The 23,320-nt window shown below is 62.2% G+C and carries 25 protein-coding genes; 13 read left to right on the top strand and 12 right to left on the bottom strand.

Going from position 1 to position 23,320, the window contains the following annotated elements; all coding sequences use genetic code 11:
* Positions 1-6: 6 nt before the first annotated feature.
* Complete coding sequence (locus JQ597_RS02540) at positions 7-333, top strand: DUF2160 domain-containing protein (protein ID WP_212262605.1); 327 nt, start codon at positions 7-9, stop codon at positions 331-333.
* Between the two features lie 74 nt (positions 334-407).
* A complete protein-coding gene (locus tag JQ597_RS02535) occupies positions 408-2,204 on the top strand; it encodes an ABC transporter substrate-binding protein (RefSeq protein ID WP_212262603.1) in 1,797 nt (598 codons plus the stop codon).
* A 214-nt stretch (positions 2,205-2,418) separates the two neighbouring features.
* Here JQ597_RS02535 and JQ597_RS02530 read toward each other — a convergent pair whose 3' ends face one another.
* From JQ597_RS02530 to JQ597_RS02515, 4 genes are all read right to left on the bottom strand, one after another.
* Entirely contained in the window at positions 2,419-3,519 is a 1,101-nt protein-coding gene (locus JQ597_RS02530; protein WP_212262601.1) for an alkene reductase, read from the bottom strand.
* Positions 3,520-3,605: 86 nt separating this feature from the next.
* The gene (locus JQ597_RS02525; RefSeq protein ID WP_212262599.1) at positions 3,606-4,466 is read right to left on the bottom strand and encodes an SDR family NAD(P)-dependent oxidoreductase; all 861 of its coding nucleotides are present in this window, start codon (positions 4,464-4,466) and stop codon (positions 3,606-3,608) included.
* A gap of 97 nt (positions 4,467-4,563) precedes the next feature.
* Positions 4,564-5,067 carry a DUF1993 domain-containing protein gene (locus JQ597_RS02520; RefSeq protein ID WP_212262597.1) on the bottom strand — a complete coding sequence of 168 codons (504 nt, stop codon included), beginning with the start codon at positions 5,065-5,067 and terminating at the stop codon, positions 4,564-4,566.
* Between the two features lie 297 nt (positions 5,068-5,364).
* Positions 5,365-6,768, bottom strand: coding sequence for a lytic murein transglycosylase (locus JQ597_RS02515; protein ID WP_212262595.1), 1,404 nt, complete (start codon positions 6,766-6,768; stop codon positions 5,365-5,367).
* Between the two features lie 434 nt (positions 6,769-7,202).
* Here JQ597_RS02515 and JQ597_RS02510 point away from each other — a divergent pair, with 434 nt between their 5' ends.
* The 6 genes from JQ597_RS02510 to JQ597_RS02485 all read left to right on the top strand — a co-directional run bounded on the left by JQ597_RS02510 (position 7,203) and on the right by JQ597_RS02485 (position 12,988).
* Positions 7,203-8,072, top strand: coding sequence for an FAD binding domain-containing protein (locus JQ597_RS02510; protein ID WP_212262593.1), 870 nt, complete (start codon positions 7,203-7,205; stop codon positions 8,070-8,072).
* Between the two features lie 5 nt (positions 8,073-8,077).
* On the top strand, positions 8,078-8,554 hold the full coding sequence (locus tag JQ597_RS02505; RefSeq protein ID WP_192738509.1) for a (2Fe-2S)-binding protein: 477 nt from the start codon (positions 8,078-8,080) through the stop codon (positions 8,552-8,554).
* A 17-nt stretch (positions 8,555-8,571) separates the two neighbouring features.
* Positions 8,572-10,836 carry a xanthine dehydrogenase family protein molybdopterin-binding subunit gene (locus tag JQ597_RS02500; protein WP_212262591.1) on the top strand — a complete coding sequence of 755 codons (2,265 nt, stop codon included), beginning with the start codon at positions 8,572-8,574 and terminating at the stop codon, positions 10,834-10,836.
* Between the two features lie 163 nt (positions 10,837-10,999).
* A complete protein-coding gene (locus JQ597_RS02495; RefSeq protein ID WP_212262589.1) occupies positions 11,000-11,467 on the top strand; it encodes a hypothetical protein in 468 nt (155 codons plus the stop codon).
* Positions 11,468-11,481: 14 nt separating this feature from the next.
* The gene (locus JQ597_RS02490; protein ID WP_212262587.1) at positions 11,482-11,961 is read left to right on the top strand and encodes a hypothetical protein; all 480 of its coding nucleotides are present in this window, start codon (positions 11,482-11,484) and stop codon (positions 11,959-11,961) included.
* A 241-nt stretch (positions 11,962-12,202) separates the two neighbouring features.
* Positions 12,203-12,988, top strand: coding sequence for a 2-keto-4-pentenoate hydratase (locus JQ597_RS02485; protein ID WP_212262585.1), 786 nt, complete (start codon positions 12,203-12,205; stop codon positions 12,986-12,988).
* A gap of 64 nt (positions 12,989-13,052) precedes the next feature.
* Here the strand turns inward: JQ597_RS02485 and JQ597_RS02480 are convergent, their stop codons facing one another.
* Entirely contained in the window at positions 13,053-14,159 is a 1,107-nt protein-coding gene (locus tag JQ597_RS02480) for an acyltransferase family protein (protein ID WP_212262583.1), read from the bottom strand.
* Between the two features lie 526 nt (positions 14,160-14,685).
* On the opposite strand from JQ597_RS02480, the gene JQ597_RS02475 reads away from it, so the two are divergent.
* From JQ597_RS02475 to JQ597_RS02455, 5 genes are all read left to right on the top strand, one after another.
* Entirely contained in the window at positions 14,686-15,111 is a 426-nt protein-coding gene (locus tag JQ597_RS02475) for a hypothetical protein (protein WP_212262581.1), read from the top strand.
* A gap of 129 nt (positions 15,112-15,240) precedes the next feature.
* Positions 15,241-15,384, top strand: a complete 144-nt coding sequence (locus tag JQ597_RS02470; protein WP_212262579.1) for a hypothetical protein — start codon at positions 15,241-15,243, stop codon at positions 15,382-15,384.
* Positions 15,385-15,623: 239 nt separating this feature from the next.
* Entirely contained in the window at positions 15,624-17,039 is a 1,416-nt protein-coding gene (locus JQ597_RS02465; protein WP_283813383.1) for a UDP-N-acetylmuramate--L-alanine ligase, read from the top strand.
* A gap of 126 nt (positions 17,040-17,165) precedes the next feature.
* A complete protein-coding gene (locus JQ597_RS02460) occupies positions 17,166-18,767 on the top strand; it encodes an alkaline phosphatase family protein (RefSeq protein WP_212262575.1) in 1,602 nt (533 codons plus the stop codon).
* Positions 18,768-18,849: 82 nt separating this feature from the next.
* Positions 18,850-19,593 carry an enoyl-CoA hydratase/isomerase family protein gene (locus JQ597_RS02455; protein ID WP_212262573.1) on the top strand — a complete coding sequence of 248 codons (744 nt, stop codon included), beginning with the start codon at positions 18,850-18,852 and terminating at the stop codon, positions 19,591-19,593.
* An 84-nt stretch (positions 19,594-19,677) separates the two neighbouring features.
* Here the strand turns inward: JQ597_RS02455 and JQ597_RS02450 are convergent, their stop codons facing one another.
* The 7 genes from JQ597_RS02450 to JQ597_RS02420 all read right to left on the bottom strand — a co-directional run bounded on the left by JQ597_RS02450 (position 19,678) and on the right by JQ597_RS02420 (position 23,280).
* Positions 19,678-20,040, bottom strand: coding sequence for a hypothetical protein (locus JQ597_RS02450; protein WP_212262571.1), 363 nt, complete (start codon positions 20,038-20,040; stop codon positions 19,678-19,680).
* A 7-nt stretch (positions 20,041-20,047) separates the two neighbouring features.
* Entirely contained in the window at positions 20,048-21,025 is a 978-nt protein-coding gene (locus JQ597_RS02445) for a Bug family tripartite tricarboxylate transporter substrate binding protein (protein WP_212262569.1), read from the bottom strand.
* Between the two features lie 49 nt (positions 21,026-21,074).
* Positions 21,075-21,362 carry a hypothetical protein gene (locus tag JQ597_RS02440; protein WP_212262567.1) on the bottom strand — a complete coding sequence of 96 codons (288 nt, stop codon included), beginning with the start codon at positions 21,360-21,362 and terminating at the stop codon, positions 21,075-21,077.
* Positions 21,363-21,602: 240 nt separating this feature from the next.
* A complete protein-coding gene (locus JQ597_RS02435) occupies positions 21,603-21,962 on the bottom strand; it encodes a PRC-barrel domain-containing protein (protein ID WP_212262565.1) in 360 nt (119 codons plus the stop codon).
* Positions 21,963-22,161: 199 nt separating this feature from the next.
* Positions 22,162-22,539 carry a VOC family protein gene (locus tag JQ597_RS02430; RefSeq protein WP_192738521.1) on the bottom strand — a complete coding sequence of 126 codons (378 nt, stop codon included), beginning with the start codon at positions 22,537-22,539 and terminating at the stop codon, positions 22,162-22,164.
* A gap of 147 nt (positions 22,540-22,686) precedes the next feature.
* Positions 22,687-23,073, bottom strand: a complete 387-nt coding sequence (locus JQ597_RS02425; RefSeq protein ID WP_212262563.1) for a response regulator — start codon at positions 23,071-23,073, stop codon at positions 22,687-22,689.
* A 63-nt stretch (positions 23,074-23,136) separates the two neighbouring features.
* Positions 23,137-23,280, bottom strand: coding sequence for a hypothetical protein (locus JQ597_RS02420; RefSeq protein ID WP_212262561.1), 144 nt, complete (start codon positions 23,278-23,280; stop codon positions 23,137-23,139).
* Between the last annotated feature and the right edge of the window lie 40 nt (positions 23,281-23,320).

The following is a 23,320-nucleotide window of genomic DNA, read 5'->3' as shown; positions in this document are numbered from 1 at the left end:
GCATTCATGGAACACATTGCATGGATGGCCTGGACGCTTCCGACCGCGATCTTCTTCGTGATGCTGTCGCTGACGCTGGGTGTCATGACCTGGCTTGCGGCGGCCTATCCCGAGGCCGAGCGCGTCGGCGTGTTGCAGATTCCGACCACGCGCGGCGACCGGCTGTTCATCTCGCTGGTACTCGCCGCGGTCATCCACCTGTTGTGGATCGCCTTTGTCGGCACCGATGCGATCGCGACGCTGCCGATAGGAGAGGGCGTTGAAATATCGAGCCTGTGGCTCGCAACCGTGATTTCGCTTGTTTCGGCCGTGGCGGTTTTTCGCACCGTCTGATGAGGCGAAAAAAGACAGATCCGGGATCAACCCGGGCCTGAAAATTGTTTGTCGCTGCAACCGGAGGACTCAACATGCGACGTTTTAGAGGAAAGAACGGGCCATTGACCAAGGAGAGCTTTCTGACGATGACCAGCACGGCTGCGCTGATCGTGGCATCGGTCGCCATGACCGCGCCGGCACGTGCGGACGATGCGGTCAATCAGCGCTGGATCGACAGCGAATTCCAGCCCTCGACGCTGTCGAAGGCGGATCAGCTGAAGGAGTTGCAGTGGTTCGAGAAGGCCGCCCAGCCCTTCAAGGGGATGGAAATCAACGTGGTGTCGGAAACCATCACCACGCATGAATATGAATCCAAGACCCTGGCGAAGGCCTTCACCGAGATCACCGGCATCAAGCTCAAGCACGATTTGATCCAGGAAGGCGACGTGGTCGAAAAGCTGCAGACCCAGATGCAGTCCGGCAAGAACGTCTATGACGGCTGGATCAACGACTCCGATTTGATCGGCACCCACTTCCGCTATAACCAGACCGTCGTGCTGTCGGATTACATGACCGGCGAGGGCAAGGACGTCACCAACCCCGGGCTCGACGTCAACGATTTCATCGGAAAATCCTTCACCACGGGGCCGGACGGCAAGCTCTATCAGCTGCCCGTCCAGCAGTTCGCGAACCTCTATTGGTTCCGCTACGACTGGTTCTCCAATCCGGACTACAAGGCCAAGTTCAAGGCCAAATATGGCTACGATCTCGGCGTTCCCGTGAACTGGTCGGCCTATGAAGACATCGCCGAGTTCTTCACCAACGACATCAAGGAGATCAACGGCGCCAAGGTCTATGGTCACATGGACTACGGCAAGAAGGATCCCTCGCTCGGCTGGCGGTTCACCGATGCCTGGCTGTCGATGGCCGGCAACGGCGACAAGGGCATCCCGAACGGCAAGCCGGTCGACGAATGGGGCATCCGCATGGAAGGGTGCCGTCCGGTGGGTTCATCCGTCGAGCGCGGCGGTGACACCAACGGTCCGGCGGCGGTCTATTCGATCGCCAAATATCTCGACTGGATGAAGAAGTATGCCCCGCCGCAGGCGCAAGGCATGACCTTCGGCGAAGCCGGACCGGTACCGGCGCAAGGCAACATCGCCCAGCAGATCTTCTGGTACACCGCCTTCACCGCCGACATGGTGAAGCCCGGTATTGCCGTCGTGAACGCCGACGGTTCGCCGAAGTGGCGTATGGCGCCGTCGCCGCACGGCTCGTACTGGAAGGAAGGCATGAAGCTCGGCTACCAGGACGCCGGCTCGGCGACGCTCCTGAAGTCGACCCCGGCGGACCGCCGCAAGGCGGCCTGGCTCTATCTGCAGTTCATCACCTCCAAGACGGTGAGCTTGAAGAAGAGCCATGTCGGTCTCACGTTCATTCGTGAATCCGACATCTGGGACAAGTCGTTCACCGAGCGTGCGCCGAAGCTCGGCGGCCTGATCGAGTTCTACCGCTCGCCCGCGCGCGTGCAGTGGACCCCGACCGGCAACAACGTGCCTGACTATCCGAAGCTCGCGCAATTGTGGTGGCAGAACATCGGCGATGCGTCGTCCGGTGCGAAGACGCCGCAGGCCGCGATGGACGCCCTGGCGGCAGCCCAGGACTCCGTGCTCGAGCGTCTGGAGAAATCCAACGTGCAGGGCGCCTGCGGACCGAAGCTGAACAAGAAGGAAACCGCCGAGTTCTGGTTCGCCAAGTCGGAGAAGGACGGCAACGTCGCTCCGCAGCGCAAGCTGGCGAACGAGAAGCCGAAGGGCGAAACCGTCGACTACGACACGCTGGTGAAGTCGTGGCCGGCAACGCCGCCGAAGCGAGCGGAAGCGAAGTAAACTTCGCCATTGTGAGTGATGCAAAAACTAAAGGCCGGGAGCGATCCCGGCCTTTTTTCTTTCTTACCTCGCCCCGCTTGCGGGGAGAGGTCGGATCGCTCTTGCGATCCGGGTGAGGGGGTACAGGTCCAGCAACTACCGCCGACTTCGCGGAGAGAGCCCCTCACCCCAACCCTCTCCCCGCAAGAGCGGGGCGAGGGAGCGCACCGAATTTCTACTCCGCCGCCTGCTTCGCGCCGAGCGTCGGATAATCCGTATACCCCTTGGCGCCGCCGCCATAGAACGTCGCCTTGTCGAACGCGTTGAGCGGTGCACCCTTCTTCAGCCGCTCGACCAGGTCGGGGTTGGAGATGAACGGTTTTCCAAATGCGATCAGGTCGGCCGCGTTGGCATCGAGTTGCTTTGTGGCCAGATCGAAATCGTAGCCGTTGTTGGCGACATAGGCCTGCTTGAAGCGCTTGCGCAACGAACCGTAGTCGAACGGCGCGTGATCGCGCGGGCCGCCGGTCGCGCCCTCGACGACGTGGATGTAGGTCAGCTTCAGCGCGTTGAGCCCATCCACGATGTGATCGAACAGCGGCTGCGGATTGGAGTCGGAAACATCATTGGCCGGCGTCACCGGCGAAATGCGGATGCCGGTGCGCTCCGGGCCGGCGACGGCTGCCACCGCCTTCGATACTTCCAGCATCAATTTGGCACGGTTCTCGATTCCACCGCCATAGGCATCGGTGCGCTTGTTGGTGCCGTCCTTGGCGAACTGGTCGAGCAGATAGCCGTTGGCGCCGTGGATTTCGATGCCGTCGAAACCGGCGGCGAGCGCATTCTCGGTGCTGCGCTTGAAGTCTTCGATGATCCCTGGAATTTCCGACAGCTCGAGCTCGCGCGGCTCGGAGATGTCGGTGAAGGTGCCGTTGACGAAAGTCTTGCCCTTGGCGCGGATCGCGGATGGAGCCACCGGCTTGCCGCCGTCCGGCTGCAATGAATCGTGCGAGATGCGGCCGACATGCCAGATCTGGATGAAGATGCGCCCGCCCTGTTCATGGACGCGGTCAGTGACCTTGCGCCAGCCCGCGACCTGCTCTTTCGAATAGATGCCGGGCGTGTCCTGATAGCCTTGGCCCTGCTGCGAGATCTGGCTGGCCTCGGTGATCAGCAATCCCGCGGAAGCGCGCTGGCCGTAATAGTCGATGGCAAGCTCGCTCGGCACAAAGCTGCCAGGCACCGCGCGGTTGCGGGTCAGGGGCGCCATGACAAGGCGGTTCGGCAGCGTGATTCCGCCAAGCTTGTAGGGCTCGAATAGTTTGGTCTGGCTCATGAAGGGATTTCCGAAAGGTGGATGATGGGGAACAGTTGGGCATTACGGCGGATTGCGCAATGCCCCAGCCATTCGGCCGGTGCAGGCTAGGCCCGCACAATCCCGGCCATATGACCGGCGTCGAGGAACAGGGTGTGGGCGTTGACGTAGGATGATTCATTCGAAATCAGGAACAGCGCAGCATAGGCCACCTCCCAGCCGGTGCCCTGGCGGCCGAACGGCACCGTCAGCGCGCGGTCGGCACGCCTGCGGCTGGCATCGCGGCCCATCGGGGAATCGATGAAGCCCGGCGCGATCACATTGCAGCGAATGCCCTTTTCCTCGCCGGCCCGCGCGATGGCGCGGCCGAGCGCGATCTGGGCGGCTTTTGAGGATTCATAGGCCGGGTTGCGGCCATTGGCGCGCTGGCTGGCCATCGACGAAGTCAGCGTGATCGCGCCGCCCGGCGCCATCACTTCGAGCGCGGCTTGCGCGAATAGCATGTGGCTGCGCACGTTGACGGCATAATCCTTGTCCCAGGCTTCCGCCGTCATTTTGGGCAGCGACAGCCCGCAGGAAATGCCGACATTCAGCGCGAGCCCGTCGAGCCCGCCGAGTTGCTTCGTACAGCGCGCGATCGCCGGCCCAATCGCTGATGCGTCGGAGACGTCGACGACGTCGGTAAAGGCCTTGCCACCTTCGCTGGTGATCTGCCTGACCGTATCATCGGCGGCGTCCTTGTTGATGTCGATGCAGGCGACATGCGCGCCCTCGCGCGCGAACAATACCGACATCGCGCGGCCATTGCCGATCGGCGGCTCCTCGTCGACGATGTTGCGCTGGCCGGCCCCGACCACGATGATGCGGCGGCCTTCCAGCCGGCCACGACCTTTCGCGAGCCCGAGCGTTTCGGCGTGAAGCGAAGCGGCGGGATCGAGTTGCTTTGGTGCTTGCGTGGTGGTGGACATGAGCGGTCTCCCTTCAGCATTTTGTTCTTGCTGAAGGGAGCACTAGCACGGCGTAGCCTGTGACGCTAAGGCGTCCGGTCTTGCAAGGCGAAACAGATCACTTCGCGCCCATGTAATCGCGCTTGCCGACCTCGACGCCATTATGGCGCAGGATGCCGTGGGCTATGGCGGCATGGAAGTAGAATTGGGGCAGCGAGAAGTTCGAGATGAATTGCTGGCCCTTCAGCGTCATGGTCTTGTCCGGCCCCATCGGAAAGGTGACGTCTTTGGTGTCGGCGCCCTCGAACTGCTCGGGCTTGAACGACTTGACGTAGTCAACGGTCCTGGCGAGCCGCTGGCGCAATTCCTCAAAGGTCTTTTCGGTATCGGGTGTCGACGGCACTTCGCTGTGGGTGACGCGGGCGCAGCCCCTGACCGCAAAATCGGTGGCGAGCTGAATCTGCTTCGAGAGCGGCAGCATGTCCGGAAAAAGCCGCGAGGCGAGCAGCACGTCGGGCTGGATTTTCTTCGCCTCGCAATGCGCTTCTGCTTTGGTGAGCAAGCCGGAGAGGCTACCTAGAATTTGCAGATAGGCCGGAACGGTGGCGTCGTAGAAAGACATATGATGCTCTTTTCGTTGTGTGGAATTTTATGGCATGCAGAGACTGCGCTGCTGCAAGTGGGGCGGGGGAGAGGAGATTGCAACGCTCGGAAGGCGTGAAGTGTAGTCAAATATTTCCGGCGCGCTTTCTTAACCTCGCCCCGCTTGCGGGGAGAGGTCGGATTGCGAAGCAATCCGGGTGAGGGGGTACAGGTCCATCAATTGGCACATGCGTTTGCGGAGAGAGCGCTTCACCCCGCCCCTCTAAGAGCGAGCTTCGCTCGTCTCGACCCCGCAAGAGCGGGGGAGGGAGTAACATCACCTTGCCTGCGGCATCACAGCCGCCGCGGGCTCGGCGCGCGGCCCGCGCATGCGCGCCAGCAATTCGGCCGTAGGCCAGGAATCCGCAGGCAGGCCGTATTTGATCTGCATCGTCTTCACCGCGGTGCGGCTGAGCTGTCCCATGATGCCGTCGACCTTGCCGACGTTGAAACCGGCGCGCACCAGGTGTTGCTGCAATTCCTTGAGCTCGTTGAGCGGCAGTTGCGCCACCGGCGCGCTGGGCTGGCGCATCGGCGCCGCGCCCGCGATACGGGCCGCGAGATAGCCGGCGGTGGTCGAATAGATCAGCGAGTTGTTCCATTCGGTGTAGGCCGCGAAATTCGCGTAGGCCAGGAACGCCGGACCGGTGCGGCCCATCGGCAACAACATCGACGCCGGCAGATCGTCGTTCGGCAACGGCTTGCCGTCGGCAAAGGTGACGCCGAGCTGCGCCCATTTCGAGCGCGGCAGTTTGATGGTCAGATCGGCCTGGTCCCACGGCAAATTCTGCGGCGCGCGCACTTCCTGCAGCCACGGCTCGCCGCGCCGCCACTTCAATCCATTGGCGATGTAGTTTGCGGTCGAGCCGATCACGTCGGGCGCGCTACTCAGGAGATTGCGATGCCCGTCGCCGTCGTAATCGACCGCGTAGTTGAAATAATGCGTCGGCAAAAATTGCGTCTGGCCGAGTTCGCCGGCCCACGATCCGATCATCTCGCTTGCCGTGAGATCGCCGCGATCGACGATCTTGAGCGCGGCGATGGTCTCCTTCTGGAACATTTCCGAGCGGCGGCAGTCATACGCCAGCGACACCAGCGACGGCAGCGTATGCAGCTTGCCGAGCTCGGCGCCAAAACTGCTTTCCAGCCCCCAGAACGCGGCGATCACGGCCGGCGGCACGCCGTATTCCTTCTCGGCGCGATTGAACGCTGCCTGATGCATCCGGATTCGCGCCTGCGCATTTTTCGCCGCGCCGTCGGATGCTCTATTCCGCGAAAACTCGGTGAACACCTGGCCGAACACGCGCTGGCCGCGGTCGCGGTTGACGATGCTCTGGTCGTAGACGAGGTAGGGGGCGGCTTCCGCCATCGCGCGCTGCGAGACGCCTTCCGCCACCGCCTGCTGTTTGAGCTCAGTGAGGAAGCGATCGAAACTCATGCCGTTGTGGCACGCCGCACCGCCGCGCGGGGCCGCGGCGACGGGTCGCGCGGCCGGCTGTTGGCCCGGCACCGCAGCGGGCCTGGGCACCGCGGCCGGCCTGGGCTGAGGCGCAGCCGCGGGCCTGGCGGGAGCGGGGCGCACGGGAGCCGGGGCCGGTTGGGACAAGGCTTGCTGCGGTCCGGAGAGGATCGCCAGCAGGACTGCGCCAGGAAGGAAATGGGTCGTTGAAAAATTTCGCATGCAGTTTCCGAGCAAACGGCGAGAAGGTGATGTTCACCCTCCCCTGGAGGGGGAGGGTCGGCTCACATTGAGCGTAGCGAAATGTGAGACGGGGTGGGGTGACAGTCTCTCAACTGGAACACTTGTCGAGAGGATAGACCGTCACCCCACCCCGCCGCTCATTTCATGAGCGTCGACCCTCCCCCTCCAGGGGAGGGTGAAGGCAAGTGCCCATGCGGCGGGTAGACGAGGCCACGTGGCGGGCGCTGGCGTCAAGGATATCCGTGCTTCCGACGATGTGAGAACAAGCCCGCTTCCTGCATAGGAGCCTGCCGCCAGAACCGCAGCCCGGAGGCTGTTCCAACCCGCATCGCCCGTGTAGGCTACCGCAACTGCCGGCCACATAGGCCGACGTCCAAATGGGGCGGGCAGAAAATGGGAGATGACGGACAACCATGACGGAACTCCGATATTTGGCGCCCAATTCGCTTGATGAAGCGATCAAGGCGTTCGCCGCGGCCGGAAGTGCAGGGCGCATCCTGGCCGGCGGTACCGATCTTCTGGTGCAGATGCGCGCCGGCGTCGTGAAACCGGGCCTGATCGTCGACATCAAGAAAATCGCCGAGATGACGAAAATCGAGCAAACCGCCGATGGCGGGTTTCGCGTCGGCGCCGCCGTTTCCGGCATGGCGCTGCATGATCATGTCAGTTTCGGCAAGGTCTGGCCCGGCGTGCTGGAGGCCGTCAACCTGATCGGCTCCAAGCAGGTCCAGGGGCGGGCGTCCGCCGGCGGCAATCTCTGCAACGGCTCGCCGGCCGGCGACAGCGTGCCGGCCATGGTCGCCGCCGGCGCGATCGTCACGGTGCAAGGGCCGGATGGCCGCCGCGAAATGCCGGTGGAACAGGTGCCGGCGGGTCCCGGCCGTACCAATTTCAAGCCCGGCGAAATCCTCGTCAGCTTCACGCTGCCGCCGCGGCCCAAAGGCTCGAGCGACGCGTATTTGCGCATGATCCCGCGCACCGAAATGGACATCGCCGTGGTCGGCCTCGGCGTCAGCCTGACGCTGAAGGACGGCGTCTGCACCGCCGCCCGCGTCGGCCTTGGCGCGGTGGCGCCGACCGTGCTGCTGGTCGAAGCGGCCGCCAAAGCCCTGATCGGCAGCACGCTCGACGAAGCCGCGCTCAATGCCGCCGCCGCCGCCTGTTCCGCCGCCTGCCGTCCGATCGACGACAAGCGCGGCACGATCGCTTACCGCACCAAAGTGGCCGGTGTGCTGCTCAAGCGCACCACCGCGATTGCCGCCCAACGCGCCAAAGGGAATTAAGCTTCATGGCCAAGGTCCACGTCACCACCACGATTAATGGCGAACCGTCAGAGTTTCTCTGCGAGCCCAACGACACCATGCTCGATGCGCTGCGCGGGCCGCTCGGGCTCACCGGCTCCAAGGAAGGCTGCGCCTCCGGCGACTGCGGCGCGTGCAGCATCACGGTCGACGACAACCTCATCTGTTCCTGCCTGATGCTCGCGGTCGAATCCGAAGGCCACGAGCTGCGCACCATCGAAGGCATGGCCCAGGGCGAGAAGCTGCATCCGCTGCAGCAGAAGTTCCTGGAAATGGCCGCGCTTCAGTGCGGCATCTGCACCTCGGGCATGCTGGTGGCGTCCGACGCGCTGCTGAAGCGGAATCCGAAGCCGAGCGAGGAAGAGGTTCGCTTCTGGCTCGCCGGCAATCTCTGCCGGTGCACCGGTTATGACAAGATCGTTCGCGCTGTCATGGACACCGCGGCCGAAATGCGCGCCCAATAACAGCCGGAGCCAGCACCATGACCGTCGTCACCAACAACAAGTGGATCGGCCAGCGCACCATTCGTCCTGATGGTATGGACAAGGTGACCGGCCGCGCGCAGTTCGCCGCCGACACCAACATGCCCGGCATGATCTGGGGCAAGGTGTTGCGCAGCCCGCACGCGCATGCGCGCATCAAATCGATCAACACGGCGAAGGCCGAAGCGCTGCCCGGCGTCAAAGCCGTCGTCACCGCGCGCGACATCGTCGATTTCCCGATCGAGAAGGGCGCCGTCATGCTCGGCATCCAGGACATGCGCTGGATGTGCCGCAACGTGATGGCGCGCGAAAAGGCGCTGTTTCCCGGACACCCCATTGCGGCCGTTGCCGCTACATCAGAAGCGATTGCGGCGGAAGCCTGCAAGCTGATCGAGGTCGACTACGAAGTGCTGCCTTTCGCGATCGAGATCGAGGACGCGATCAAATCGGACGCGCCGATCCTGCACGAGTTCAACAAGTTCGAAGGCAAGCCTTCCAACATCGCCGGCCGGATCGAGCACAAGAAGGGCGATCTCGCCGAAGGCTTCAAGAAGGCCGACGTCGTGATCGAGCGCAGCTTCACGACGCGCCCGGTGCATCAGGGCTATATCGAGCCGCATGCCTGTCTGATCAGCGTCGCGCCCGACGGCAAGACCACGATCTGGAGCTCCAGCCAGGGCCAGTTCATGGTCCGCGCGATGACGGCCCATCTCACCGGCATCCCGCAGAGCGACATCCGCGCCATCCCCGCCGAGATCGGCGGCGGTTTTGGTGGCAAGACCATCGTCTATCTCGAGCCGCTGGCGACGCTGCTGGCGAAAAAGTCCGGCCGTCCGGTGAAGATGGTGATGACGCGCGAGGAAGTGATGCGCGCGACCGGGCCGACGTCAGGCTCGAAGAGCACGGTGAAGATCGGCGCCACCAAGGACGGCAAGATCGTCGCCGCGCACGGCACCTTCTATCTGCAGGCCGGCGCCCTCCCGGGCTCGCCGATCCGCGGCGCCGTCGGCTGCAGCTTCACACCCTACGACATCCCGAACCTGCTGTCGGAAGGCTATGACGTCTGCTCCAACCGCTCGAAAGTGGCGGCCTATCGCGCGCCGGGTGCGCCGATCGGCGCCTATGCGGTGGAATGCGTGCTCGACGAGGTCGCCGAGGCGCTGAAGATGGACCCGCTCGACTTCCGTCTGAAGAATGCCGCCAAGGAAGGAACCAAAGCCGCGCATGGCCCGACCTTCCCGCGCATCGGCTACATCGAGACGGTGGAAGCGGCAAAGGCGTCGGATCACTACAAGGCGCCGCTGGGAAAACTTCAAGGACGCGGCGTCGCTTCCGGCTTCTGGTTCAACGCCGGCGGCGAATCCTCCGCGCAGGTCAACATCACCGAGGACGGCAACGTCGTCGTCACCACGGGCCATCCCGATATCGGCGGCTCGCGCGCCGGCATCGCCAACATCTGCGCCGAGTTGCTCGGCATCGACTATCGCCGCGTCTCGGTCCTGATCGGCGACACCGCCACCATCGGCTTCTCGAACCTCACCGGCGGCAGCCGCGTGCTGTTCGCCTCCTCGATCGTGGTGACGCAGTCGGCCGAAAAGATCATCCACACCCTGCGCGAGCGCGCGGCCAAGATCTGGGAAATCGATCCTGAAGCCGTGAAGTGGGAAGACGGCGCGGCGCATCCGGTGAGCCCGAATGCCGGCCAATTCCCGCCGTTGACGCTGAAGGATCTCGCCGAGAAGGCGCCCGCGATGGGCGGTCCGATCGGCGCCGGCGTGCAGCTCAACACGCAGGGCGCGGACGGCGGCTTTGGCACGCATATCTGCGACGTCGAGGTCGACGTCGATCTCGGTATCGCGCGCGTGATCCGCTACACCGCCGTGCAGGATGTCGGCCGCGCCATCCACCCCGGCTATGTCGAGGGCCAGCTGCAGGGCGGCGTCGCGCAAGGCATCGGCTGGGCGCTGAACGAGGAATACATCTACACCAGAGAGGGGAAGGTCGATAATCCCGGCTTCCTCGACTATCGCATGCCGGTGTGTTCGGACCTGCCGATGATCGACTGCATTATGGTCGAGGTGCCGAACCCGAAGCACCCGCAAGGCGTCAAGGGCGTCGGCGAAGTGCCGCTGGTCCCCGTGATGGCCGCGGTGGCGAATGCGATCTACAACGCCCTCGGCAAACGCTTCTACGCCTTGCCGATGTCGCCGCCGAAGGTGCTGGAAGTGATCGACGCGCCGGAGACACGGCAAGCGGCGGAGTAAGCCAGCGTCGTTGCTTAGCTTCGTAGGGCGGGTTAGCGTAAGCGTAACCCGCCTTTTCGTTGCGCCAACGCGGCGGGTTACGCCTTCGGCTAACCCGCCCTACGCACCAGCCATGATGAGACAATCCGATTCAACCTTCGAAATCTGCCGCCGTGCGCTGGCATTGGTCATTCTGTCGCTCGCGCTTTTCGTGTTCAAAGACGCGCATGCCCAATCCGCGGCGCCCGTTCCTCAGCCCAGGGATTACCCGGCAGGCGAGGTTTTTCGAGGCCGCGCTGCCAAGGTCGATTTGAAACGACCGGAGAACCGGGGATATCGGACGCGGCTCCGGGAAGCCGCCGGCCAGCCGGCCAATTTCGCCGGCCACTACGTTCTCACCACATGGGGCTGTGGCACCGGCTGCGTGCTCGGCGCCGCGGTGGACCTGAAGTCGGGAAAGGTGATTTTTCTGCCGGGCTCGGTTTGCTGTTGGGCGATCGACGTTCCCCAGAATTTCGAGCCGGTCGAGTTTCAGTTGCAGAGCCGCCTCATAACCCTGAACGGGCAACTCAACGAACAAGGCCCGGCAGGTCCGCATTACTTTGAATTGGCCAATGGGGCATTCAAGGCGGTATCGTCTGGCAAACGCTAGGATAAGAAATCGATATGGCGCCGACCTACACGGAAAATGACATCCAGATCGTTGGTGACGCGGTCTCTTACATTCGCACGCACTCAGATAGATTTTTCAACGGAGATGCGACCGGCCCACGACTCGCGTCACACCTTGTTGAGTGTCTGATCCTGCTGGATACGGGCTCTGTACGTATCGAGAGATACGGGACGTGGTACTCGATATCTGCAGAAAAGGACTGGCTGGCCTTTGGGAACGATGGCGTGTCCTTTGAGGTTTTTCACCGTTTCATCCCAATGCCAAGTGGCGGTTTGCTTTTTGATAGAGGAGAGGTCTTCCTGACGGCGCTCGCAGATGCGGTCGTGACATCCGGATCAGACGGAACGAATTGGGTCAGTGGTGATGGGGCTGTCTGGAAGCTTCCAGGCGAACTTGCGCTTTTGCTTCCTCCGAAGAGAGGTCGGATCATTGCTTTCCACCACTCGAAGTTCAGCGCCGTTCAGTCGGCGTAGCCCGGATGAGCGAAGAGACATCCGGATCTTCTTTCGAATCCCGCATATCGCTGCGCTCATGCGGGCTACAAGATATCTGCGTAGGGTGGGTGGAGCGACTTGTCCGCCGTAGCTCAAAGAGCGAAGGCGGAAGCGATACCCACCAGTTGTTCCGACGAATGAAGTGGTGGGTTACGCTTCGCTAACCCACCCTACGAACCGCGCTCATGCGGGCTACAAGAAAACAACAGGGAGGCTACCCATGGAAGACGTTGCAGCCCGGCGCGCGGCGCAATCGCTACTTGCGGCACACAAGGCCAATTTGCAGTTCACCTCGCTTGCTCCGCCGGACAAACCCGCCACGATCTCGGACGCCTATGACATTCAGGACAGCTATGTCGCGCTGCTTCGCGGTGAACACGGCGACACCGTGGGCTACAAGGTCGGGCTGACGTCGGCAACGATGCAGAAGTTCTGCGGGATCGACCACCCGATCGCCGGCGTCGTGCTCGCAAGCCGCGTGCATCGATCCGGTGCGACCATCCGTCGTGCGGATTTCGGGCGGCTCGGTCTCGAATTCGAAATCGCGGTTCGCATCAAATCGGATGTGCCGGTCACGGCGGCGCCGGTGAGCGCTGAAATGATTGCCCCGCATGTCGGCGGCGTCTGCGCAGCCATCGAAATCGTGGATGACCGCAACGCCGATTACGGCAATCTCGATGTGCTTTCGCTGGTATCGGATAATTCCTGGAACGGCGGCATCGTCCTGTCGGAATTCGCGGCGAAATGGCCCGACCTGGAGCCGGTGATGGGATGTGCCACAAAGGATGTCGTTGACATCGGCGAGGGCTATGGCCGCGACATCCTCGGCCATCCCTTCAACTCCGTCGCCTGGCTTGCCACGCAGCTCAATTCGCGGGGGGCGGGGCTGAAAGCCGGCCAGGTGGTGATGACCGGCAGCGTCATGAAGACGGTGTTTCCGGACAGCGATGCCAGCTATCGTTTCAGTCTCGAGGGCATCGGCGTCGTGGACGTGCAGGTGCGTTAGAGCGGCGCAAAGGCCTGCGGTCGATCCTGGAAACGGTGATGTCGTCGCGCGCGACTACTGCGCGCTATGTCGTCGTGGCGCCAATTGCGGTCTGTGGCACTTGCGCGCCGCCCACGGATGCGGGCTTGGTCGCGGCGTTGCGCTGATATCCTCCGAGACTGCGGCGATAGCGTTGCAGTGGCCGTTCAACAGCCAGGTAGCTGACCGTAGCCATGGCGATCGAAAAACCGAGAACGATCGGGCCAGTCAGGTACCAGGGAAACAATTCCCTGAAGTAGATGGCTGCCGGATAGTGCCACAGATACATGCCGTAAGAGATGACGCCGATGCCAACCAGCGGCGGGGCGGACAATACCAAACTGACCCTCGATTCTTTTTTCGAGACCGAGATCAGCAAACCAAACGCGGCGATATGGGCAACATTGGTCATGATCACCAACGACCAGGGCGCGCGCCAAAAGCCGATCGAGAGGCAGACGGTGAGTGCTGCCCACGCGACGACGCCCGCGATATTGGCTGCTCTTTCCGAGATCAGGTCCTTGTGCCGGAGGGCTGTCGCCAGCAGCGCGCCACAAACCAGGCCGTCGATCCGCGTATCAAAGCGATAATACGTCGCGTCCCATCCCAGGGTTTTATATATGTATATGCGCCATGCGCTGGCGAGCACGTAGAGGCCGAAGAGAACGACCACACGCCCGCGAGGCCCGATGCGCGCCAGCAGCAGAACTGCGAACGGCCAGATCAGATAAAAGTGCTCCTCGACCGAGAGCGACCATGTGTGAATCAGCACTTTCGGATTATGCCAGAAAGCCTGCGAATAATCGGACAGATAAAATGCCACCAGCGCGGCGTCGCGCACATGCGACATGAGGTCGAGCTGCGGCCAGAGCAGGGGGGCAATCAGCAGATACGCCGCCAGCAACAGAAGCAGAGGCGGGGTGAGACGGAGCAACCGGCGCAGATAGAATCTCCGCAGGTCGATACGTCCCGTCGCGTCGATTTCGTCCACGAGAAGCCGCGTAATCAGAAAGCCGCTCAGAACGAAAAACAGATCGACGCCAAAATAGCCCTGGTCGAATACAGTAACGTCGCAATGGTCTGCGATGACCAGGAGCACTGCGACCGCCCGCAATCCATCCAATGCTGGATTGTATGGAAACGGCAGTGCCAACAGAGCCCCCTAGCGCGGCGCAGCCGCGACGGTTGTTGTTATTGAAGCGGCCGCAGCCATGGGTTCTTTCCGGGACCCTGGCAGTTCGATATAAGGGAAAATACTGAGGAAAGTTTACGCACTCCTTAACTTCACAACCTAAACTTGTTAACCTCTCAGGTCGGGTCCGTTATGTACTGCGCGCTACAGCGCTATGGCCGGCGGTAAATCCTGCGGTAATGTCGTCACGCGTGACGGTTGTCTTGTCCAGGAAAGGATGCCGCGGCACTTGCGAAAGCTTCTGTTAACTGAAACTCACGGGAACATTTGAAGCGCGCGAAAAGCCAGGCATCGGACCGCGATCGCCGTTCGCGCGCGCATCGGCATGCGCATTCAGTTTGCAAATCAGCTCACGTGTTGGGGCAATTACAATTTTCTCCTCGCGTTTTCTGGATCATTAACTACCGCGCGACGCCTTTGTAGCGGTTAGATGCGCCAACCCTTAGTTGGTGCCGATTGTTAGTTCTCCTCATGCGAGAGTTTCTTCATGCGCAGGGACGGCCAGTATGCGGTTTGGTTCAAGACGTCGCGCGGCGAAGGCACCGGCATCGTGCACCTTGCAAATGGCATTATATCGGGCGGCGACAGCTTCTTCACCTATAGCGGCTCCTACCAGGTCGATAACGACCATTTCACCGCGGCGTTGACGACCACGCGGCATGCCGCAGGTCCGCCCACGCTGTTCGGCCTCGACGTGGTTGACGTAGAACTTGCGGGGAGATTCAAGGGCAGGCTGGCGTCGTGCTCGGGAACCGCCAAGCAGGCGCCGGGCCTGCCGTTCGAGGCCACGCTGATCCCGCGCGAAGAACAGTCGCCTGAACCCGATCGAAACCGCGCGGGAAAATTGTCTGATGGCTTCGATGCCAGGCACCCGGTCCGCAATCGCGTTGTGCGTGGATTATCCAGGGGCTGATCGCCCGAGCAGAATTGGAATTATTTAAGGCGGCTTCCGGGCGCGCGCGAAATTGCGCGCCGCAGAAACGCGCCAATTGCGCATGAGAAGGACATGCCGCAGGGAATTGCACCCAGGGAGGTTTTGCCCATGTCTGAAGTGATACCGTTCCCACCCAAGCCCCAGCCGAAGTCGATCGCGGACGAAACCGCTGAATTCCTGCAACTGCTGGAGCGGATCAGGTCTTCGTCGGATAAGGTCGAGACGGAGGAATTGCAGACAACAGAGGAATAGGCGGACGGGGCCCTCGTGATATGCGGGGGCCTTTTTGCCTGGCAGCCCGGGAAGATTGAGCTGCCCGGCCGCGCGAATACGTTAGCGCTGCGCCGGTTTCATCACCCCTCGGCAAGCGGAGCCCCGTTCCTATTGAATCGGAACGGGGCTCCAGATTCTTGATTTGACGCGTTTTCTTGAAGCGAACCGGTATCCACTTCGCTGGAAAACGCTCTAATATCGCCGAATCGGGGGGACAGATGAATTTTTCGAAAGCGCATTTCATTGGCATTGCCGGAAAGGGCATGAGCGCAACCGCGTTGCTGCTCCGGCAGATGGGCGTGCAGATCAGCGGCTCCGACGAAGGCTTTTACCCGCCGGTCAGCGACTATCTCAGGAACGAGAAGATCGCGTTTGCCGCGGGATACCGGAAAGAGAACATTCCTGACGATGCCGATGTCATCGTGATCGGCAAGAACGCAAAGCTTCAGCCTGACAGCAATGAAGAAGTTCGCGCGGCGATGGACAGCGGAAAGCTGGTGCGATCGTTTGCGGATTTGCTGCACGACATAACCGTCAATTCCGAGACGATCGTAGCCGCAGGAAGCTACGGCAAATCGACCTGCTCTGCGCTGCTGGCGTGGTGCCTGAAGGTCTCGGACAGGGATCCTAGCTATTTTATCGGTGAGATCACCAATGGGTTCGAGCGCCACGCGCACCGCGGGCAGGGCCCGACATTCGTTCTCGAAGGCGACGAATACCCGGCCTCGAACTGGGACAACAGATCGAAATTCCTTCGCTACAACGCTAAAAACGTCCTGCTCACCTCGGCGACCCACGACCACATCAACGTCTTTCCGACGCACGCGGATTATCTGGCCCCGTATCAAAGCCTGCTTGGCTCACTGCCTTCAGACGGACTTCTGGTGGTCTGCAGCAGCGAGCCTCACGCGCGCGCCCTGGCCGAAAGCCTCGCCTGTCCCGCGGTTTTTTATGCCTTGGACGACAAGGCGCATTGGCATGCCGCCAACATCGAGCGTGGCGCGGAAACCGGTTTCGACCTGATGCGCGGCAGCGAAAAGATCATTCGCCTCTCGACCCGGATGCTCGGCGATCACAACATCGAAAATATCGTCGGCGTCAGCGCGATGCTGCTGGAGAAGAAGCTGCTGTCGCCCGAGGAGCTGAAGGCCGGCATGAGCACGTTCCTGGGCGTCAAGCGCCGGATGGAATTGCTCTCGCCCGCATCGAAGGTGCCGGTTTACGAAGGTTTTGGATCGTCCTACGAAAAGGCCAGAAGCGCCATCGTTGCCACAAAACTCCATTTCCCCAATCGTCGGCTGATCATCGTGTTCGAGCCGCATACGTTCACCTGGCGAAACCGGGCGGCGATATCAGCCTATGACGACGCATTTGCAGGAGCCTCCAGGATTTTCATCTATCAGCCGGCTTCGCAGGGCGCCGGCACCCATGCCCAATTGACCCAGGATGAAATCGTCGCCCGCGTCAGGGCGGCGAACTACGATGCCGAGGCGATAAGCGACCCGGACGAGGCATTGGCGAGATTGGGCGACATGTTGCGGCCGGATGATGTTGTCCTGTTGCTGACCTCAGGCGAGCTTGGCGGGCTGATACGAACCATTCCGCAACTCGTTGAGGCGAAATATCCGAGCTAGGGGCCACGCCTTGATGGTGCTGAGCGGTTCTTGCCATTCCGCCTGCAAGTCATCGAACTGCAACAGCTTTTGTCTAATCCACGCGCAGCACCAAATCCTGAAAAATGCGCTCAGCGGGGACAATCGATGATGAAGCCTTCCTTCGTGGTTGCAATTGCCGCCGCCATTGCGGCAACCGCGGCCAGCCCGGCAGCGGCCGGCAAAGCGACCCTGAATCTCGTGCTTGTGCTCGACGGCTTGCGGCCCGATTCCATTACCGAGCAGGAAACCCCCAATCTTTGGCGGCTGCGCGAGGAGGGCGTGAATTTTCCAAACGGTCACGCGGTATTTCCGACCGTGACCCGTGCCAACGCGGCGGCGATCGGGACCGGCGTCTATCCCGACCGCAACGGCATTTTCGGCAATAGACTCTATGTCCGGCAGGTCGATCCGAACCGAGCATTCAACAATGATAATCACAAGAACCTGCTCCACCTCGATGCCGTCACCGGCGAGCGCATGGTGCTGACCAAGACCTTGGGTGAAATTCTCGCCGAGCGCGGCAAGACCCTGGCTGTCGTCAGTTCGGGCTCGACCGGGAGCGCGCTTTTGGTCAATCCGCGCGCGCCAAAGGGCGTCGGCGTGCTCGTGAATGCCGATTGGGAGCCGGGCGTGCGGGTGGCATTCCCCGACAATGCGAACGAGGCAATCCTGCGCCGCTTTCCGGCCGCACCGAAAAAGGGCGGCGCCAAGGATCCGTATCTCGATCAGGTCAGCTGGACCGGACAGGTGCTGCGCGACTACGTGCTGCCCGAGCTCAAGCCCGACGTGATCGTCAACTGGCTCACCGAGCCGGACCACGTCCAGCACGCCGCCGGCGCAGGCTCCGCGGAGGCCCGCGCCGCCATCCGTCACGACGACCGCGAGGTCGGCCTCGTGCTCGACCGGTTGCGCGAGCTCGGGCTGATCGACAAGACCAATATCATCGTCGTTTCCGACCATGGCTTTGGTCACGGCATCTTCGGCGTCAATGTCGCTGATGAACTGATCAAGGCCGGGCTCAAGCTCGGTCCTGACAGCGATGACGTCGTCCTGGCCAGCAGCGGACAGACCATGTCGCTGCATGTCCGCGATCGAAATCCGGAGCGGATCGGCGCCATTGTTTCCTTCCTGCAGCGGCAGCAATGGGTCGGCGTGCTTTTCACCGCGGGTAAACCCGGCGGTTCGGGCGTGCCGGTGGAGGGGCAGGTGCCCGGCACCTTCGCGCTCGAACTGGTTCATCTCGCCAACAGCGAGCGCGGTCCCGACATCGTGTTTACCTTTCCCTGGAGTTCGGCGAAGAGCCCCTCGGGCGTGAGCGGAACCGACTACACCGAGGCAGCCGCCACGGGGCCGCTCACCGGCACCGCCGGCAACCACGGCAGCATGAGCCCATGGACCGTCCGCAACACGTTCCTGGCCTGGGGCGCCGATTTCAAGCGTGGCGTGACCGTGCGCACGCCTTCGAGCAATGTCGACCTTGCGCCGACCTTGCTGGCACTGATGAATCTCGACAGCGAGGTCGACCTCAGCCGCTTTGATGGACGGCCGCTGCGCGAGGCCTTCGCTGGCGGCCCCGACGAGGAGCAGGTGCCGATCCAGGTCAAAACCTATTTCGTCAAAACCGATGACGACAGCTATCGCGCCGCGTTGCAGGTCACCGAACTCGACCGCCAGCGCTACATCGACAAGAGCTGGCGCATGCGCTGAGCGGGCACCGGCGCGCCTTCCGGGCGGGTCGCACAGGCGCACGAGCGATGCTAACCTCCCCGCATTCGGGGAGGAAAACAACATGCAAAAAGTTCTGGTCGAAAACAATTCCGACGGCACCACGCTGGTCACGATCAACCGGCCGGAGCGCCGCAACGCCATCTGCGCCGAGACGGCGCTGTTGCTGCAGAAGGCCTTTGTCGAGTTCGAGCGCTCGCCGGCGCAGAAGGCCGCGGTATTGACCGGCGCCGGCAATGAGGCGTTTTCCGGCGGTGCCGATACCGGCAATTTTCCCGAACTGTGGCGCTGCATCCCGACCGTCGGGTTTGAGACGACAAAACCGATCATCTCGGCGGTGGGCGGCTGGTGCGTCGGCGGCGCGCTGGTGCTGTCGATGATGTGTGATCTCACGGTCGCGGCCGAGAACGCCAAATTCTCCTATCCCGAAGCGCGGATGGGATTTACCGGCGGCATGATCGCGGGATTGGCGGCGCGGATCCCGCACAAGATCGCGATGGAGATGATGCTGCTGTGCCGCATCGTCGAGGTGCAGCGCGCCTGGAATATCGGCCTCGTCAACGAGGTGGTGCCGGTCGGGCAGCAGGTCGAGGTCGCGCTGAAGATGGCGCGCGAGATGGCCGAGTTCTCGCCGCTGGTGCTGAAAACCCTGAAGCGCTTTGTCACCGAAGGCGTCCTGCCGCACGGACCCTCCGAACAATCCGGCCGCGCCCAGCGCCAGCTTCATGAAGTCAAGGAAAGCGAAGACGCGATCGAGGCCGCCGCCGCGGTCAAGGAAAAGCGCCGGGCGGTTTATAAGGGAAGGTAGTGCAGAGCGATACTTCGTAGGGTGGGTTAGCGCAGCGTAACCCACCATCTTCGTGGCCACATCTGCGGCGGGTTTCGCTTCGCTCTACCCACCCCACGGCCTGAGTTCGATCTTGCCGCTTGAGAACCGATCCACGAGATTGATGCAATAGGGTTCGCCAACCCGTCGAGCCCAAGCTTCCATCTCTGCGATTTTGGGCTGGAGAGCATCGAGTGCGGCGGCTTGCCAATGCGTTCTCATTTCGCCAAACGGCAGCGCGTCGGTTTCGGAAACGATGCCAACGAAGGGCAACAGATCGGCATCCCATTGATCAAGTCTCGACGCCTCCATCGCGGCGAAAATTTTCCGCGCGCCTTCGACATAGGAAAGGGTGCCCGCCAGCATATCTTGCGCGGCCTCAAATATCGCGCGACGGGCGGCCAGAATGTCGGATTCGTTCCAGCTCATGCCAACCTCAATCCGGCTTCAATCCGCCCGCCTGAACCACCTTGGCCCATTTCTCCGTCTCTTCCGCGATCAGCTTGCCGAACTCGGCCGGCGTGCCCGGCAGTGGTTCGCCGCCGATCGCGGCGAGGCGGGCTTTCATGCGGGCGTCGGCGATGGCCGCGTTGATTTCCCTGTTGAGCTTGCCGATGATGTCAGCTGATGTTTTGGCGGGCGCGCACATGCCGTACCACTGGCTGGTCTCGTAGCCCGGCACGAAATCGCCGACCGGCGGCAGCTCCGGCGCTACTTCCGCCCGCGCCGCCGTGGTCACCGCCAGCGCGCGCAGTCTGCCGCTCGCGATGTAATCCGTCGTGCCCGGCGCGGTTGCGAACAGCACCTGCACCTCGCCGCCCAAGAGATCGGTCAGCGCCGGGCCCTGGCCGCGATAGGGCACGTGCACCATGTTGACGCCGGTCATCATCTTGAAAAGCTCGCCCGCCATATGCGGCGCGCTGCCATTGCCCGCGGAGGCCATGTTGACCTTGCCCGGATTGGCCTTGGCATAGGCGATCAATTCGGGAACGGTTTTGACCGGCATTGAGGGATGCAACAGGATGATCATCGGCACGCGGATGATGCCGGCGACCGGGGCGATGTCGCGGATGAAATTGAACTTCAGATTATTGTAGAGCGCGGCGTTGACCGCGTTCGGCACGGTGGCGAGCAGCAGCGTGTAGCCGTCGGGCGCGGCGCCGACCACGGCCTCGGTGCCGATATTGCCGCCGGCGCCGGTGCGGTTCTCGACCACGAAGGATTGCCGGAGCCGCTCGTTGAGCCACTGGCCGATCAGCCGCGCCGTGATGTCGACGCCGCCGCCGGCGGCAAAGCCGGCAACGATGCGCACCGGCCGCGCCGGATAATCCTCCGCCACGGCGGAATGTGGAAACGCTGGCGCGGCGAGGCTGGCGGCCGTGAGCTGCAGGAATTGTCGGCGTTGAATTTTCATGGGCGTGCCCCCCGGGAACGCCAATGCTAGCTCAATTTACAGGGCCGGCCTAATCTTCGCGACCCGAAGTCGTGGACCTTGCGTTTGAGGACTCACGGCTTGAGGACACCAGCGCCGAGGTGGCGAACTTTTCGGCTTCGGCTTCGCGAAGCTCCTTGCGAATTCTTCTCGCATCCCGCAGCGTCCGCTGGATGTTCTTGTCGGCGGACCCGTCGTCAAAGAACAGCATCGTTTCGCAGCTGATGCACTGCCGGGAGTAGCCGCTCTGCAGCCGTCGCGCCTTTTCGCGAAAACACGATTTGCAGCGGTGGCAGCGGATTTGAACCGAATCGTCCATCGTCAGGTCCCTGGGCCGCGGGCCGTCGTTACCCGTCTTGTTTGGAAGGTCGATTATCGGGCAGCTGTACCGGAGCTTCCTTAAGAGATCGTCCTCGCATCCAGTGGCCATTTAGCTTTCGGCAATGCGATTCCAGGCCAATCCCTTAAGCTTATGATTAACCGTCCCGAAGTTTCGTCTCGCCAAACGAAAAGGCCCGCCTGAGAGCGGGCCTTTGCAGTCTTTGCGCGGCGGCGGTGACTACATCGCGATGCCGTAATAGTCGTTGACCGTGCGTACCCGCGCAGGGTCGGACCAGTTCCAGGCGTTGTCGTTGCCGTATCTCGGCGCGCCTTGCAGCTGCGTCTCGGTAATGCCGGTACGATAGCCGCCGAGATTGGTGTCGTATTTCAGCGACTGCCAGGGCAGCGGATAATGGTCGTCACCGATCCCGAGAAAGCCGCCAAAGCTCAACACGGCATACGAGACCTTGCCGCTCGTCTTGTCGATCATGACGCGTTCGATCGACCCGATCTTGGTGTCGTCGGCGCCGTACACGGCGGTTCCTTCCACCTTGTCGCTGCCGATCAGGGAACCGGTCTCTCTTGCTTCCGTAACCATGGTTGCTCCTCCATTGTTTGAGAACGAGCAACCGGCGGAATCACGAATTGTTCCTGCGAAGATTCGACGCGCCGCGGTCATGGCAACGCCGCCGAGTGGCAATCGTAGCCCCGATGAGGCAAGCGATATATCCGGGATCTTGGATCTACCCGCATATCGCTCCGCTCATGCGGGCTACATTCGCCTCTCTACATTCGCCTCACGCCACGCGGTGCAGCGCGCAGAGCTTGTTGCCATCAGGGTCGCGCAGATAGGCGATGTAAAGTTTCACCCCGCTGCCTTCGCGGATGCCGGGCGGATCCTCGCAGGTCTTGCCGCCATGGGCGAGGCCGGCCGCATGAAACGCGTCGGCCTGTTCGGGGGAATTGGCGGTAAAGCCGATGGTGCCGCCATTGGCGTGGCATGCTTCCTTGCCGTCGATCGGCTTCGAAACCGAGAAGGTGCCGGTTTTGCTGCGGTAGAAGATGCGGTGGCGGTCGACCCGCCCGGGCGGAATGTCGAGCGTGCCCAGCAAGGCGTCATAAAACACCTTGGCCTTTTCCAGATCGTTGGTCCCGATCATGACGTGCGAAAACATCTTGTCTTTCTCCCCGAAGTTGCGCCGAGCGGCCGGCGACGTGCCGTGTTTTTGTGGGGCCGAACGTAACAGCGCAGGCGGGAATAGGGAAGTGATTGACGTCGGGCTCATCGGGCAACGTGAGGTGAGGCTGCGTTCGGCCCTTGCCTACGCGGTAGCCGGGCCGGCATTCAGCAGCTGGGAAACCGCCGTCACGAGTTGCGCCGGCGCGAACGGCTTTTGCAACAGCACGCTGTTGGGCACGCCCCGCGATGACCATTCATCCGCGGCCAGTCCCGTCATGTAGATGACCGGACAATGCGGGTCGATCTCCCTGACCTGTCGCGCCACGTCCCAGCCGCTCATCGTGCCCTTCAGGCTGACATCGGTGACGAGCGCCCGGTAGTTCTTGATCCGGCCTCTGACCAGGGTCAGCGCCTCTTCGCCCGACGACAGAATGTCGGCTGCAAAACCGCCGTCGATCAGCGCGGCCTCGACGACGCCCTGCAACTGGTACTCGTCTTCGACGACGAGAATGAGTGGAGATTCCGACAACGCTGACCTCTGGCTTGGTCGACCATACTGGGTGCGCGGCGCGCGGGCTCCTGCGCCGTTCAGTCAACCGAAATCCTGTTCAGTCCATAACGTTGGCAAGATGATGACCAGGCGCGTGAACGGCACTGGTTCATGAAATCGTGAACGATGATCGCCTTCCAACGCATGTCCGTTTTTGCGCGATTTACGCCATTTCGGCTCGGTCATGCGCGCAGTAGCCTGCGCGCCAAATCGCAATGATGTCAGA

Source organism: Bradyrhizobium sp. AUGA SZCCT0177 (assembly GCF_018130125.1).
Taxonomy (GTDB): domain Bacteria; phylum Pseudomonadota; class Alphaproteobacteria; order Rhizobiales; family Xanthobacteraceae; genus Bradyrhizobium.
This window is presented reverse-complemented; position numbering and strand designations above follow the sequence as displayed.

Bases quoted from the DNA above. Each gene is read 5' to 3' on its own strand.
- JQ597_RS02525 (WP_212262599.1), bottom strand. From the start codon at position 4,466: ATGTCCACCACCACGCAAGCACCAAAGCAACTCGATCCCGCCGCTTCG.
- JQ597_RS02485 (WP_212262585.1), top strand. From the start codon at position 12,203: ATGGAAGACGTTGCAGCCCGGCGCGCGGCGCAATCGCTACTTGCGGCA.
- JQ597_RS02535 (WP_212262603.1), top strand. From the start codon at position 408: ATGCGACGTTTTAGAGGAAAGAACGGGCCATTGACCAAGGAGAGCTTT.
- JQ597_RS02455 (WP_212262573.1), top strand. From the start codon at position 18,850: ATGCAAAAAGTTCTGGTCGAAAACAATTCCGACGGCACCACGCTGGTC.
- JQ597_RS02515 (WP_212262595.1), bottom strand. From the start codon at position 6,768: ATGCGAAATTTTTCAACGACCCATTTCCTTCCTGGCGCAGTCCTGCTG.
- JQ597_RS02465 (WP_283813383.1), top strand. From the start codon at position 15,624: ATGAATTTTTCGAAAGCGCATTTCATTGGCATTGCCGGAAAGGGCATG.
- JQ597_RS02490 (WP_212262587.1), top strand. From the start codon at position 11,482: ATGGCGCCGACCTACACGGAAAATGACATCCAGATCGTTGGTGACGCG.
- JQ597_RS02510 (WP_212262593.1), top strand. From the start codon at position 7,203: ATGACGGAACTCCGATATTTGGCGCCCAATTCGCTTGATGAAGCGATC.
- JQ597_RS02460 (WP_212262575.1), top strand. From the start codon at position 17,166: ATGATGAAGCCTTCCTTCGTGGTTGCAATTGCCGCCGCCATTGCGGCA.
- JQ597_RS02435 (WP_212262565.1), bottom strand. From the start codon at position 21,962: ATGGTTACGGAAGCAAGAGAGACCGGTTCCCTGATCGGCAGCGACAAG.
- JQ597_RS02450 (WP_212262571.1), bottom strand. From the start codon at position 20,040: ATGAGCTGGAACGAATCCGACATTCTGGCCGCCCGTCGCGCGATATTT.
- JQ597_RS02520 (WP_212262597.1), bottom strand. From the start codon at position 5,067: ATGTCTTTCTACGACGCCACCGTTCCGGCCTATCTGCAAATTCTAGGT.
- JQ597_RS02500 (WP_212262591.1), top strand. From the start codon at position 8,572: ATGACCGTCGTCACCAACAACAAGTGGATCGGCCAGCGCACCATTCGT.
- JQ597_RS02505 (WP_192738509.1), top strand. From the start codon at position 8,078: ATGGCCAAGGTCCACGTCACCACCACGATTAATGGCGAACCGTCAGAG.
- JQ597_RS02445 (WP_212262569.1), bottom strand. From the start codon at position 21,025: ATGAAAATTCAACGCCGACAATTCCTGCAGCTCACGGCCGCCAGCCTC.
- JQ597_RS02420 (WP_212262561.1), bottom strand. From the start codon at position 23,280: ATGACCGAGCCGAAATGGCGTAAATCGCGCAAAAACGGACATGCGTTG.
- JQ597_RS02540 (WP_212262605.1), top strand. From the start codon at position 7: ATGGAACACATTGCATGGATGGCCTGGACGCTTCCGACCGCGATCTTC.
- JQ597_RS02440 (WP_212262567.1), bottom strand. From the start codon at position 21,362: ATGGACGATTCGGTTCAAATCCGCTGCCACCGCTGCAAATCGTGTTTT.
- JQ597_RS02530 (WP_212262601.1), bottom strand. From the start codon at position 3,519: ATGAGCCAGACCAAACTATTCGAGCCCTACAAGCTTGGCGGAATCACG.
- JQ597_RS02470 (WP_212262579.1), top strand. From the start codon at position 15,241: ATGTCTGAAGTGATACCGTTCCCACCCAAGCCCCAGCCGAAGTCGATC.
- JQ597_RS02475 (WP_212262581.1), top strand. From the start codon at position 14,686: ATGCGCAGGGACGGCCAGTATGCGGTTTGGTTCAAGACGTCGCGCGGC.
- JQ597_RS02430 (WP_192738521.1), bottom strand. From the start codon at position 22,539: ATGTTTTCGCACGTCATGATCGGGACCAACGATCTGGAAAAGGCCAAG.